This is a genomic window from Prevotella conceptionensis 9403948, from assembly GCF_000312305.1.
GTDB classification, from domain to species: Bacteria; Bacteroidota; Bacteroidia; order Bacteroidales; family Bacteroidaceae; genus Prevotella; species Prevotella conceptionensis.
Genome location: NZ_HE999444.1, coordinates 461,430 through 474,411, shown reverse-complemented (window position 1 = coordinate 474,411; position 12,982 = coordinate 461,430). Strand labels below are relative to the sequence as shown.

At 44.9% G+C, this 12,982-nt stretch carries 12 protein-coding genes; 5 read left to right on the top strand and 7 right to left on the bottom strand.

Annotated features, from left to right (window positions below; translation table 11 throughout):
• Window position 1: 1 nt before the first annotated feature.
• Window positions 2-349: a hypothetical protein gene (locus BN93_RS04180; RefSeq protein WP_044259833.1), complete on the top strand. Its 348-nt coding sequence runs from the start codon at window positions 2-4 to the stop codon at window positions 347-349.
• 4 nt (window positions 350-353) lie between these two features.
• Window positions 354-629 carry a hypothetical protein gene (locus tag BN93_RS04175; RefSeq protein ID WP_044259830.1) on the top strand — a complete coding sequence of 92 codons (276 nt, stop codon included), beginning with the start codon at window positions 354-356 and terminating at the stop codon, window positions 627-629.
• 15 nt (window positions 630-644) lie between these two features.
• Here BN93_RS04175 and BN93_RS04170 read toward each other — a convergent pair whose 3' ends face one another.
• Genes BN93_RS04170 through BN93_RS04160 form a run of 3 tightly spaced genes read right to left on the bottom strand, consistent with a single transcriptional unit; the run spans window position 645 to window position 3,292 of the window.
• Window positions 645-1,406, bottom strand: a complete 762-nt coding sequence (locus BN93_RS04170) for an MBL fold metallo-hydrolase (protein ID WP_019187100.1) — start codon at window positions 1,404-1,406, stop codon at window positions 645-647.
• Window positions 1,403-2,419 carry a UDP-N-acetylmuramate dehydrogenase gene (murB, locus tag BN93_RS04165; protein ID WP_019187099.1) on the bottom strand — a complete coding sequence of 339 codons (1,017 nt, stop codon included), beginning with the start codon at window positions 2,417-2,419 and terminating at the stop codon, window positions 1,403-1,405. Before murB ends, BN93_RS04170 begins: the two co-directional genes overlap by 4 nt.
• A 15-nt stretch (window positions 2,420-2,434) precedes the next feature.
• Entirely contained in the window at window positions 2,435-3,292 is an 858-nt protein-coding gene (locus tag BN93_RS04160) for a DUF4348 domain-containing protein (protein WP_019187098.1), read from the bottom strand.
• Between the two features lie 200 nt (window positions 3,293-3,492).
• Between BN93_RS04160 and pheS the strand changes: the two genes are divergently transcribed.
• Window positions 3,493-4,530 (top strand): phenylalanine--tRNA ligase subunit alpha, encoded by a 1,038-nt coding sequence (gene pheS / locus BN93_RS04155; protein ID WP_019187097.1) that lies wholly within the window; start codon window positions 3,493-3,495, stop codon window positions 4,528-4,530.
• Window positions 4,531-6,469: 1,939 nt separating this feature from the next.
• Here pheS and BN93_RS04150 read toward each other — a convergent pair.
• From BN93_RS04150 to BN93_RS04135, 4 genes are all read right to left on the bottom strand, one after another.
• On the bottom strand, window positions 6,470-7,414 hold the full coding sequence (locus BN93_RS04150; RefSeq protein ID WP_019187095.1) for a DUF1266 domain-containing protein: 945 nt from the start codon (window positions 7,412-7,414) through the stop codon (window positions 6,470-6,472).
• A 76-nt stretch (window positions 7,415-7,490) separates the two neighbouring features.
• The gene (locus BN93_RS04145; protein ID WP_019187094.1) at window positions 7,491-8,219 is read right to left on the bottom strand and encodes a DUF1266 domain-containing protein; all 729 of its coding nucleotides are present in this window, start codon (window positions 8,217-8,219) and stop codon (window positions 7,491-7,493) included.
• A 22-nt stretch (window positions 8,220-8,241) separates the two neighbouring features.
• A complete protein-coding gene (locus BN93_RS04140) occupies window positions 8,242-9,090 on the bottom strand; it encodes a M48 family metallopeptidase (RefSeq protein ID WP_019187093.1) in 849 nt (282 codons plus the stop codon).
• 338 nt (window positions 9,091-9,428) lie between these two features.
• Window positions 9,429-10,235: a carboxypeptidase-like regulatory domain-containing protein gene (locus tag BN93_RS04135; protein WP_019187092.1), complete on the bottom strand. Its 807-nt coding sequence runs from the start codon at window positions 10,233-10,235 to the stop codon at window positions 9,429-9,431.
• Between the two features lie 430 nt (window positions 10,236-10,665).
• Here BN93_RS04135 and BN93_RS04130 point away from each other — a divergent pair, with 430 nt between their 5' ends.
• Together BN93_RS04130 and BN93_RS04125 are read left to right on the top strand one after the other, a co-directional pair.
• Window positions 10,666-12,282: an ABC-F family ATP-binding cassette domain-containing protein gene (locus tag BN93_RS04130; RefSeq protein ID WP_009230079.1), complete on the top strand. Its 1,617-nt coding sequence runs from the start codon at window positions 10,666-10,668 to the stop codon at window positions 12,280-12,282.
• A gap of 75 nt (window positions 12,283-12,357) precedes the next feature.
• Entirely contained in the window at window positions 12,358-12,960 is a 603-nt protein-coding gene (locus tag BN93_RS04125; RefSeq protein ID WP_019187090.1) for a nucleotide exchange factor GrpE, read from the top strand.
• Window positions 12,961-12,982 lie beyond the last annotated feature (22 nt).

Below are 12,982 nucleotides of genomic sequence, written 5' to 3'. Positions count from 1 at the left end.
CATGTTCTCGACAGACAACAACGTGCAAACCATCGGGCAACTCGTGGAGGTGCTCAAAGATTACATCGGGCTTCAAAAGGAATTTGTGAAGCTCGATGTAATCGAAAAGGTGGTGCGCCTCATCACCGTTGCCACCTTGTTGGGCATCCTCACGGCCTCGATACTGATGATTGCCATCTTCGGTTCGTTCGCTGCGGCCTACGCCATGGCACCCAAATTGGGCATGGCAGCTAGTTTCTGCATCGTGGCCGCCTTCTACTTGGCTCTCTTTCTGCTCATTTTCGCTTTCCGCAAGCAATGGATAGAGAAACCCGTGGTTAGAATTCTTGCAAGTATCTTAATGGATTAACATGATGGAAAACGAAACGATACAAACACCATCGTATAGGTCGCTAACACAGATAAGGGCCCGAAAGGAGGCCTTGAAAAAGCAAATTGAAGAGGAGGACGCGAAAATAAAGACGCTGTGGGATAAGCTGTTCCGGCCCAACGAACAAGCGGACACCTCACCTTCCAAGCGTTTTACCGACGTGTTAAACACGGGAGCAGGCGTGTTAGACGCCCTTATATTAGGGTGGAAACTATATCGAAAGTTCAGCGGAAAGCCGCTTTTCAGACTAAAATGGTAAATGTGGGTCGGGTTTTTAAAGCTCGACCTGCATTCCATCATACCCAAATTCCACGCCGATAGGCAACCTTTTACTGGCCTTTTCGTGCAAACCTATCTGGTGAGTAAGGTGCGTTAGTATTGTTCGCCTTGCTCCTAACTGCCGTGAAAAGTCGATGGCCTCGCTCACCAATTGGTGAGAATGGTGTTCTTTTTCAAACCGCAAGGCATTTATTATCAGCACTTCCACATCTTTAAGGTACTGCAACTCGTCGTTGCCAATGGTCTTCATGTCCGTGATGTAGGCCAATTTGCCAAACCTGTAGGCCAAGATGGGCATCTGTCCGTGCTGCACCACGAAGGGCATCACGTTGATGTCGCCGAACATTAAAGGCCGATGGGGTTCGATGGCATGCAGTTTCAGCAGCGGAACACCAGGATAAAGGTCGTCTGAAAAGCAATAAGGCATGTTGTGTTTCAATCCCTTTACGGTGTCAACGTTACCGTAAAGGTGGATGTCCCCAAAGCTACAATAGGGCCGTAGGTCGTCAATGCCACCCACATGGTCGTAATGTATGTGGGTAAGCAACACTGCATCGATGGGCCGAAAGGCTTGCGGCATCAGCTGCATGCGGATGTCGGGACCGCAATCTACCAGCACACGATGCTCTTTGCTTTCAACAAGCAATGCACATCGCATGCGTTTGTCTTTGGGATTGTCGCTTCGGCAAACCTCACAACCACAACCTAACACGGGTACACCATTAGAAGTGCCCGTTCCTAATAACGTGATTTTCATTGTATGTTAACCTCTGGATAGATGTCTATGCCAAACTTTGCCTTCACATCAGCTTGTATTCGACGGCAAAGAGCCAGCACGTCGCTACCCTCGGCACCGCCCTTGTTCACCAAAACCAATGCTTGCTTGTGATGAACGCCTGCCCTACCCAACGCCTTTCCTTTCCATCCGCATTGTTCTATCATCCAACCTGCGGGTATTTTCACCCTGTCGGCGTCTATTATATAATGTGGCATGTCGGGATAAAGGGCCAACAAGGCCTCGAATTTACTTCGTTCCACGATGGGATTCATAAAAAAGCTGCCTGCATTACCCTCCACTTTGGGGTCGGGCAACTTAGCCTTTCGAATGTCAATAATGGCCTGGCGCAACTCTATGGCCGTGGGCATAACGATGCCTTTCTCGGCCAATGCAGCCTTAATGTTGCCATAATCAAGATGTGGAACAAAGGTTCGACAGAGCCGATAGGTGACATGGGTGATGAAAAAACGATTTTTCCAATCGCGTTTAAAACGACTTTGGCGATAAGCATACTCACATTGGGCATTGGTAAAGTGCACAATGCGGCCTGTTCCTATCTCTACGGCCTCCACAGTAGTTATCAAATCTTTCACCTCCGCACCGTATGCGCCAATGTTTTGTACAGCACTAGCCCCCACTTCGCCAGGAATAAGCGACAAGTTTTCGGCTCCATACAGGCCATCGGCCACGCACTGAGCCACCACCTCGTCCCACACCAACCCCGAACCGCAACGCAACAGCACGTGTTCTTCGCCGGCATCGTGCTGTTCCATGCCCATAATGTGCGAATGTATTACCGTTCCGTCGAAGTCGCCCGTCAGCAACAAGTTGCTACCACCGCCCAAAATCAGCAATCGTTCGTTGGCACTCACCAGCTTTGGCAAAGCCTTCTGCGCCTCTGCCACGGTATCGAAGGCCACATATCGCTTACACCTCGCCTTAATGCCAAAGGTGTTATGTTGAGTAAGATCGTAATCGTAATGCTCTGTCATGCACAAAATAAAAGCCTAGCTGTTAAACTTCACGAGTTTCCATTTGCCTTTCAACTTCTTGAAGTACATTTCTGTTTCCATACCATTGGCCACGCCACGGATAACAAACAGCTTGCGGTTGCTCTCCATGTACTTCTGGCCATAGATAATGTTGTAAATCTCGCCCTTCGGAATAAGCCCCGGCTTGAACGACGGCCATTGTTCGGGCGAGATAGAACCAGTGATAGATCCGAAATCATCGTCGGGGTCGGGAGCGGTGAACTCAACCAAGGCGTTCAGACTTTGAACTTGAAACGCACTGTCCGATGCAAAGCGTTGATAAAACTGCAAAAACGAAGCATTAGTGGTTTCGTACATGGCTTTTAGGTTCATCGATGTAAGCATCCACTGTCCGTTTACGCGGTTGAAGAGGAATTGCTTAACCGATTTGTTGTTGAACGCAATCTTCTCAATAACCACATGGCTTATCGTTGTGTCTTTCACCAATTCCATTTGCTTGGCGTTATCGAAGATTAGCGTATAATAACCCTGCTTCATAAAGAAGTGTTCCATGCGCCAATCTTTCTTTTCAATACGTTTCGCCACCTTATCGTTTTGGTAAACGTCCAATGGGAACTTTACTCGCGCAAACTGCAACTTGCGGTTTGCAGCAAAGTTGAACACAAAGTCGTCGAACAATTCGTCTGCCGCCTTCGGCATGGGTTGTTCTTCGATAATACTCTCAAGCGTGTCGCGCGTTGCGGTATCGCCCACAATTGTATCAGTGCGCGTACTCTCGGCGGTTGTCGGTTTCTTATCCGTACAACCCGTGGTTGTGCTCCCCATCGCTATCAGTAGCACAACCATTATAGCAAAGAAAATAAGTTTCTTCATCCTCTTTCCTTTCGTTTCCTATATCCTTTTGTTAGTCTCTCAAATTATTCTTAACGTAAAGTGGGCAACTCGGCATGCGCTTTTCTGCACAGCCAAAATGTGTCCTAGTTGATGCAAAAGTACAACTTTATTTCCACACCATGTTTATTTCAATATAAAAATATTAACTTTGCATCCAAATTGTAATAACACAATAAAAGATGATACTCGATAAAATAGACCAACTGTTGAACGAAGTGAGCAATCTCTCGGCACAAAACGCCGACGAAATTGAACAACTGCGCCTGAAATATCTCAGCAAAAAAGGTGAGATTACCACCCTTATGGCCGACTTCCGTAATGTGGCTGCCGACCAAAAGAAAGCGGTAGGAATGAAAATCAACGAGTTGAAACAGCTTGCACAAGACAAGCTGAACGAACTGAAAGAGGCTGTGGGTACACAAAAGAAGGCCGAAGACGCGCCCGACCTTACACGTACGCCCTACCCCATCAAGCTTGGAACACGCCATCCGCTAACCATTGTGCGCAACCAAATCATCGATATCTTCCAACGAATGGGTTTCACACTAGCCGAAGGACCGGAAATCGACGACGACCTGCACGTGTTTACCAAACTGAACTTCGCACCCGACCATCCCGCACGCGACATGCAGGACACCTTTTTTATCGAGACAAATCCCAGCGATGTAACGAAGAATGTTATTTTGCGCTCGCATACGTCTAACGACCAAAGCCGAGTGATGGAACGCCAACAGCCACCCATCCGTGTGATTTGCCCAGGGCGCGTGTTCCGCAACGAGGCTATCTCGGCACGTGCGCACTGTTTCTTCCATCAATTAGAAGGCTTGTACATCGACAAAAACGTGTCGTTTACCGACCTAAAACAGGTGTTGCTCACCTTTGCTCGCGAACTTTTCGGCCCCGACACCGACATCCGCCTGCGTCCAAGCTATTTCCCCTTCACCGAACCAAGTGCAGAAATGGACATCTCTTGCCACATCTGCGGCGGCGAGGGCTGTGGATTTTGCAAACACACGGGTTGGGTTGAAATCCTTGGTTGTGGCATGGTAGACCCCAATGTGCTTGAGGCCTGCGGCATAGACAGCACCGTTTATTCGGGTTACGCCTTTGGTTTGGGCATAGAACGCATCACCAACTTGAAATATCACGTGGCCGACTTGCGTATGTTCTCCGAGAACGACGTGCGTTTCTTGCAAGAGTTTCAAGCTGCCAATTAACCGAACACAACGCACCTGGGCTTTAAGGTGCACACAAACAATAACAGCTATAAACCGTCGGCAATGTTGTCGGCGGTTTTTTAGTGCCAACATCTATTCGGATTAATGGGTATAAACTGCCTCTATACTTTCTTTTGAAAACAAACACTAAAGAGCTAAGGAGGTCTAAATATCTAGGAGTATGATGAAAAAATAACCAACTTAACTGCTTAATAACACACCAACATTATAACTAATAGACATCATAACTCACACGCTCAACAACTAACAAACTTCATAACTCGTAACTTTGAAAAGTAACTATTCAACAATAAGGCGTATAAACTATTATCGATTATCAACAAGTTACACAAACAGACACATACAAATTCTGGTAAAGTAATGTCATTTCGAGCCTTTTTGCCGCAATATTAAGTTTATAAGTTCTTGATAATCAACGTTCATTGTTGCTGAATAGTTACCTTTGAAAACTAATAATCCCAATAATTCTCAAACGTACTAACCCCTCAACTAACAAAACTCAATAACTCACCAACTCACCAACTCACCAACTCACAAGCTCACCAACTCACAAGCTCGTCAACTCAATAACTCACAAACTTACAGACCCACCAACTTACGAACTCATCAACTCATCAACTCAAAACCCAAATTATTACTTTTATTTTACAAAAGCGTTCTAATTTTCACTCCGTTCTAGCGAAATTATAGGCTAAAAAGCAGGTAAATAGCCACGATTTCTGGTTTTTTACGCCTTGTGCCTTGTCCATTTTCAAGAAAAAGGCTGCATTTTGCACCATTTAGCCTTTCTAGTTTGGTTGCCAGCTCGTCATTTTTCAAGCCCAATTACATGCTTTTAGTCCCTAAAAACCTACTTTTTAACGACTATTTCGCCCTTTTCGAGCATGTATTTAATGGATCTTAAAGGTTATATTTATACGATTGTAGTGTGTTTTTATGCTTTTCGACTCGCATTTTACATCGAAACACACTGCATTTAGCACCAAAACGCATTGCATTTAGCACCAAAACGCACTGCATTTAGCATCAAAACGCACTGCATTTAGCACCAAAACACACTGCATTTAGCACCAAAACACACTGCGTTTAGCAGCAAATAGCACCCAAACGGGTGCAAATAGCGATTATTTTAAATAAAAATTCATTTTGATGCACTCACAGACTACCTCCTTTTTGCATCAAAACCAACCTTCGCGAGAATCGATTTTTTGGGGCGAGGTGGGCGATTGGTGAATGAAAAGGCACTCATAATGTTAAAACACTTACTAAAAATTGGACAAAAACCAACAAAAAGACGAGTAAATAAGTAGACTAATAAACAAGTATACAAGAGAACAAGCAGAAAAGAGAACGAGTTAGCAAGAAAACGAGTTGGCAAGAGAACGAGTAGACAAGAAAACGAGTAGACAAGAGAACAAGTAGGCAAGAGAACAAGTAGACAGGAAAACGTGTAGACAAGAGAACAAGTAGACAGGAAAACGAGTAGACAAGAAAACGTGTAGACAAGAGAACAAGTTGGCAAGTGAATGAGTTGGCAAGAGAACGAGTAGACAAGAGAACGAGTTGGCAAAAAAGAGTAGACAAGAGAATGACTAGGCAAAGGAACGGTTAACAAGTGGATGAGAAGACAAGTTAATAAGTAGACGAGAAATTTCTCTCTTAACTTTCTCCACAGAACAAGTCTACATCAAAAAATTCTCTCTTAACTTTCTCCATGAAACTTTCTCCACAGAACTTTCTCCACAGAACAAGTCTACATCAAAGTAATGTACGCTACTTGCATTAGCCGCTATCAGCGAGGTTATATGCAATCCGCTTGTTCTAAACAGCCTGCATCAATGAGCACCAAGTTGTCTTTGCTTGAGACAATTAGCCCTTTGCAGCCATAATTCAATGTCTGCAAAGGGCCATTATCTGTTTATTTAGCAAAAGGGAAACTGTTCCAAGGACTCTTCGGGTTCTCTATCAGTTTCTTCACAACATCTGCCTGCATCTTCAATTGGATACCACTACCAAGCCATAGGGCGTACCCAATGAGGTAACTCTTTCCATAATCTTCCCAAGAAGTGAGCGACTGATGGGCAAATTCGTCAGCAGCATCTACATATTGCCACATTTCTTCCTCGCTGATATACTTAGACTCGGCACACAAACGAGCGAGATAAACTAGAACAGAAATGTAATAACCATCTGCCCCAATACGCACAAAGTCTGTTTCGTCCTTAACTATTCCTAGTTTCACGAGTTTAGGCATCATTTTAAAAGCATTCTCTATCTGCCTGGCACAAGCCCGTGCGTCTTTATCCAGCACAAAGGTGTCGTTGAGATACTTATCGATAGGCTGCTGCTCTTTAAGTTTGAAAGCTTCGCCGATATGTGGTATAAAGTTTTTTGTACAAGCGGCCTTCCAGTCGTTTAATACGTTGATAGCCGAGTCGTGTCCGTCAACGTCCCAATGCTCCTTTAAGTAATCATCACGCTCTGTTCGGGCCATACCAGTCTTCAGGCTGTTCAATATCACTTTTTCGTATGCTGCACTTACGCTGCTCAAAAGCATCTTACGCTGTTGGTCTTTGGTTAATGTGGTTTTATCATCCATACGTAGGCCACCAAATATTTTAAGCACAAGGCTCTTTAATTCGGTCATGTAAATATACAATCCGCCCAGAATGGCAATAGCAACAACGCCATAAATAATCCAAGTTAACGGACCGCTTTCGACATCATCCGAACCTCCGCCACGTACTCTAATGCGAAATCTAGCAGCAGCGGCAACTTGTTGTGCAACGAGACACAACATGAACATCAAACTAACAATGGTTTTCTTTTTCATAGAATTACTCTTCACGATATTAATATTCATTGATTATATCTTGTCCGCCGAAAAAACACGGCGGACAAGAACTTGTATTAGGTTCTCTTTGCTTAACAATTGCTTATTATGCAAAAGGAACACCTTTCCAAGGACTCTTCGGACTGGAATACATATCCTTTGCATGGTCTGCCATCACTTCAAAGTAGTTGGCTGTGCCACACCACAAGCAACGCCCGATGATGTAACTCTTGCCGAAATCTTCCCAAGAAGTAAGCGTCTGGTGGGCTATTTCGTCGGCTGCATCGATGTATTGCCACATTTGTTCGTCAGTGATATACTCGTGTTCACGGCACAATCTAGCCATGAACACCAACCTACCAGCGTCCCAAGCATCTGGTCCGATACGTACGAAGTCGGCCTGGTCTTTAATAAGTTGTGCATTTATTAAAGAGTCCATAGACCCAAAAGCGAACTGAACCTGTTCCCAACAATCGCGCATGTCTTCTTCGTCTTCAAGATTTTCAGTGATATACTGCTGAATAGCGCGCTTGTTTTGAAGTTTCAGAGCCTCTACAATAAGGGGAAAGAAACGGCGTGTACCTGCGTGTTGCAGATAGTCGAGCGTATCAATTGCCGATTCTTTGTCGGTAATTCCCCAGCCCTGACCAAACATTTTCTGCCGCCCACCATACGACATGCCTGTCTTAACCACATTCATAAACGTGCCTTTCTGTGCAGAAAAGACACCACTCAAAAGCAGTTTTCGCTGCTGTTCCTTGCTTAACGTGGTGGTTTCATCTATACGAAACCCACCAAATATGGCATAATAGAAAGATGAAAAAAATGAAAACATACTTAGTTTAGTGTAATGAACGTTATTTCTTCTTACCCTTTACAACCTTCTGTGCAGCTGTTTTCTCAGGCATCTTGTTCTCTGGACGTGTAAAGCCGTCTTTTTGTGCGCGTTCGCTCATGGTCTTAATGCGCTTGTCGAGATCGGGGTGAGAAGAAAACATACGTTTCCACTTGCTGTCTTTCTGGTAGCCTGCATCTTCTTCAAGTTTCTTCAATTTTTCAAACGACAAAGCCATGGCCCAAGGGTTCTTGTTGTTCTTCTTCAAGAACTCATAGCCGTAAGCGTCGGCATTGCTTTCTTGCTTTTGCGAGTAAGTAGCGTTCAGTAGAGCCTCGCCGAGGTCTCCAAGCTGCGAATCGGTAAGTGCGGCAGCCTTGCCATTGGTTGAAGACACACCATCTTTTAATGCCGAAGTAAGCAGGGCTGTGCGGAATGCGTTCTTTGAATCCTTGTGGGCAACGTGTCCGATCTCGTGTCCGATAACGCCAAGCAATTCCTCGTCGGTCATGATGTCCATCAAAGAAGAGAAAACGCGCACACTACCGTCGGCACATGCAAAGGCGTTCACGTCTACAACATAGTACACCTTAAAGTTCAAAGGAATGCCTTCAACTTGGGTCAATCCAGCCGTAAGTTTCTTTAAACGAATGGCGTAAGGGTTGTCGTCGGGACAAACTTGATTGTGTTTGTCCATCCAATCAATGTATTCCTTAACGTAATTCACCACATCGGCATCAGTCAAAGTTACAGCTTTGGCAGCCTTTGCTGCACCGCCGACAGCCTTTTTAAGGTTAAACTGGGCCATTGCAGGCATTGTGCCCAATATGCAGAGAACTGCAACAAACATGTGTGATAATACTTTTTTCATAAAAGATTTATTTTAATAAATGTGAACTATGTCGCAAAGTTATATAAAAAAGTGATAGCCATGCACCGTTTCCGATTTTTTAACGTAAATAATCCCATGTAAATCATGCTTAGCCCCATACCTAAGTGCAATTAAGCAGTACCAAATAAGGTTATTTTACTCCCCAAAAACGGTCAAAACAACATCCTTTTCACTCTTAAATCCATCTTGACAACTCACTAATAATCAAGCAAAGCCATTGTAAGCCTTTTATATTTACGTCTAACTTTTATGTTATTTCCTAACACACACTAGTGTTGAGCCCGATATTGAATACGTTAAAGCCTAAAAGCTAAAAGCTAAATTCTATAACCCTTAACAACCATTCCAAGCGTAGCAGGAAGTTTTTTAAAAGTGCCTTTAACTAGGTTTCGAACATAAGATGAGCGCAGATGAGCAGGAAAATGAAGTGTTCCTGCATTAGAACCCGACACAACAGACACCCCTACATAATAAGTACTGCCTTTCTTTAAGGTAATGTCCCCTTGCGTTTTAATCTTTATATGTGTGTTTTGGTTCGCAGGAGTCAATGCAAGATAAAGCGGTTTTGACTGAATTGGCTCGAACTTTGCGCCATGAACCTCGTACACAATAAGGCGAACAACACATTGCTGATACGTACACTCCTCCACTTTCATGTCGAAACTCGCCACCACATAGTCTCTTTTCACACTAAACAATGGTCCCATTTCTACCTTTCCCTGCTGTTCTTTCCCAAATGCGGCATCGCCAGGGAGTTTCATTCCACGCCCTACAATTGTTTCCAGCTTTGTCTGCTTAGCAACAATGTCTACGCTACCCAAATTATACGCCCGTTCTTCTAGCATAACATTCACATATCCTTGCTGAAACACGCTGCGCGGAACTAGTTTCGTTTTAAAGCTTATGTGGCTAACGTTTATGTCGGCTGTTACGCTGCGTGGTAACTGCAAATTAAAGTGTCCATCAGCATCCGAAATGCAAAACAGGCTGTCCACGCTAATTGTTGCGTACTCTATACCATGACCACTAGCATCTACAACTCGCCCCGTTACTTTCGTCTGACCATTAGAAGGCAACACGAAAGCAAGATTTAATATGATAAAAAGAAACAAGAACCTTTTCATGCGCTATTGAATTAAATGATAAGGACTAGAAGAGTCCACCAATATCAGAAAACAAAAATACAAAAATAAAACGAAACACTTACGATATCTAATCACAAATAAACTTCAAATAATGCCTGACAACACATTTATCGCCCCCAACAGCACACACAAGCTCCCAACAACAAGCAACCAAGTCGCCTTTGAACACTTTTGTTCGCAAGCCCAAACGCCTCGTCGAACACATAATTAGCCAACCAAGCAAAGCACGTTATATGCCACAACCACACGCCAATGCAAGCCGAGAAAACAAGGCGACAGGACGTTCAAGCCGCCATTAATTTGCATAATCCAATGAAAACCACTACCTTTGCATGGTTGTATCCGATAAATTTGTCGGCAAACAATACCCATTCAAGTTGTACGTAATTACAAATCAAGATAAAAGAGAATGATAACTGTTACAAATCTTGCTATTCAATTCGGTAAGCGAGTGCTCTACAAAGACGTGAATATGAAGTTCACATCAGGAAATATTTATGGTATCATCGGAGCCAACGGGGCGGGTAAGTCAACCCTTCTCAAAGCTATCAGCGGAGAACTGGAGCCCAACAAGGGAACAGTTGAGCTAGGACCAGGCGAGCGCCTTTCTGTTTTGGATCAAGATCACTTTAAGTTCGACGAATATCGCGTTATCGACACCGTTCTGATGGGCCACGAAAAGTTGTGGAAGAACATGAAAGAACGCGAGGCACTATATGCCAAAGAGGAAATGACCGAAGAAGACGGAAACCGCGCGGCCGTGCTGGAAGAAAAGTTTGCAGAGATGAACGGCTGGGAGGCCGAAAGCGACGCTGCGCAGATGTTGAGCAACTTGGGCGTAACCGACGCTTTGCACTACAAGCAGATGAGCGACCTATCGAACAACGAGAAGGTACGCGTAATGTTGGCAAAGGCACTCTTTGGCAACCCCGACAACCTGTTGCTCGACGAGCCTACCAACGACTTGGACCTCGATACCGTGAACTGGCTCGAAGAATACCTAGGCAACGTGGAGCAAACGGTGCTTGTGGTTAGTCACGACCGTCACTTCCTCGATGCTGTGAGTACCCAAACGGTGGACATCGACTTTGGAAAGGTTACCATTTTCTCTGGTAACTACTCGTTCTGGTACGAAAGTTCGCAGCTAGCCTTGCGCCAAGCGCAGAACCAGAAACAAAAGGCCGAAGAGAAACGAAAGGAATTGGAGGAGTTCATTCGTCGTTTCTCTGCCAATGTGGCAAAGAGCAGGCAAACCACTTCGCGTAAAAAGATGCTCGAAAAGCTTAACGTTGAAGAGATCAAACCTTCTAGTCGCAAATATCCCGGCATCATTTTCCAGATGGAACGCGAACCAGGCAACCAAATATTAGAGGTAGAAGGCCTCAAAGCAACCGACAACGAAGGCAACGTTTTGTTTGACAACGTGTCGTTCAACGTGGAGAAAGGGCAAAAAGTGGTGTTCCTCAGCCACAACCCCAAGGCCATGACGGCACTCTTCGAGATTATCAACGGCAACCGCGAGGCCGAAGCAGGCACCTACAAGTGGGGTGTAACCATCACCACGGCCTATCTTCCGCTAGACAACACGGCATTCTTCGACAGCAAACTCAACCTTGTAGACTGGCTTAGCCAATACGGACCAGGCAACGAAGTGGTAATGAAAAGCTACCTAGGGCGCATGCTCTTCTCGGGCGAAGACGTGCTGAAAGAGGTTAACGTGCTGTCGGGAGGCGAAAAGATGCGCTGCATGATTGCGCGCATGCAAATGAAGAACGCCAACTGCCTGATACTCGACACGCCCACCAACCACCTCGACTTGGAAAGCATTCAAGCCTTTAACAACAACCTTGTTGGCTTTAAGGGTAACATCCTATTTGCCAGCCACGACCACCAATTCATACAGTCAATTGCCGACCGTATCATCGAGCTTACGCCAAATGGCACCATCGACAAGTTGATGAGCTACGACGATTACATCTACGACCCTGCCATTAAGGAGCAAAGGGCCAAAATGTATAACGCCTAAAACAGGTTGGCAAGGTATTTGCTAGGTTACTTACAGATACAATTAAAACAGTAAACAAACAAATACGCATTTGGAATGAACGACAATATGACAGACGAAAACATGAAAAAGAAGGCCAATGGCAACCTCGACAACAACGAGGAGGCTGTTGACCTAAACCAAGATGCACCCCAAGAAGAAACCAACGAGCCACAAGAACAGCCACAACAAACCGAAGAGGAACCCCAAACGGAGGAAGAAAAACTTGCTAAACAGCTCGAAGAGTTGAAAGACAAGTATCTACGTACCGTGGCCGAGTTCGAGAATTTCAAGCGTCGCACGCTAAAAGAAAAGGCCGAACTCATTCTCAACGGCGGCGAAAAAACCATCACGGCCATACTACCCATCATCGACGACATGGAAAGAGCCATAGAAAACGCACACAAGCAAGAGTGTGTAGATGCTGTGGAAGAGGGATGGGAACTGATTTACAAGAAATTGCTCAGCACGCTCGAAGGAATGGGCGTGAAGAAAATGGAGGTAGACGGGAAAGACTTTGACGTTGACTTCCACGAGGCCGTGGCAATGGTGCCAGGCATGGGAGATGACAAGAAAGGAAAAATAATCGACTGCCTGCAAACGGGATATACCCTTAACGATAAGGTGATAAGGCATGCCAAAGTGGCGGTTGGACAATAATTGATGGGGCTGGAAAGGAAAG

Excerpts from the sequence above, each read along its gene's own strand:
- BN93_RS04180 (WP_044259833.1), top strand. The coding sequence starts at position 2 with ATGTTCTCGACAGACAACAACGTGCAAACCATCGGGCAACTCGTGGAG.
- BN93_RS04175 (WP_044259830.1), top strand. The coding sequence starts at position 354 with ATGGAAAACGAAACGATACAAACACCATCGTATAGGTCGCTAACACAG.
- BN93_RS04170 (WP_019187100.1), bottom strand. The coding sequence starts at position 1,406 with ATGAAAATCACGTTATTAGGAACGGGCACTTCTAATGGTGTACCCGTG.
- murB (WP_019187099.1), bottom strand. The coding sequence starts at position 2,419 with ATGACAGAGCATTACGATTACGATCTTACTCAACATAACACCTTTGGC.
- BN93_RS04160 (WP_019187098.1), bottom strand. The coding sequence starts at position 3,292 with ATGAAGAAACTTATTTTCTTTGCTATAATGGTTGTGCTACTGATAGCG.
- pheS (WP_019187097.1), top strand. The coding sequence starts at position 3,493 with ATGATACTCGATAAAATAGACCAACTGTTGAACGAAGTGAGCAATCTC.
- BN93_RS04150 (WP_019187095.1), bottom strand. The coding sequence starts at position 7,414 with ATGAATATTAATATCGTGAAGAGTAATTCTATGAAAAAGAAAACCATT.
- BN93_RS04145 (WP_019187094.1), bottom strand. The coding sequence starts at position 8,219 with ATGTTTTCATTTTTTTCATCTTTCTATTATGCCATATTTGGTGGGTTT.
- BN93_RS04140 (WP_019187093.1), bottom strand. The coding sequence starts at position 9,090 with ATGAAAAAAGTATTATCACACATGTTTGTTGCAGTTCTCTGCATATTG.
- BN93_RS04135 (WP_019187092.1), bottom strand. The coding sequence starts at position 10,235 with ATGAAAAGGTTCTTGTTTCTTTTTATCATATTAAATCTTGCTTTCGTG.
- BN93_RS04130 (WP_009230079.1), top strand. The coding sequence starts at position 10,666 with ATGATAACTGTTACAAATCTTGCTATTCAATTCGGTAAGCGAGTGCTC.
- BN93_RS04125 (WP_019187090.1), top strand. The coding sequence starts at position 12,358 with ATGAACGACAATATGACAGACGAAAACATGAAAAAGAAGGCCAATGGC.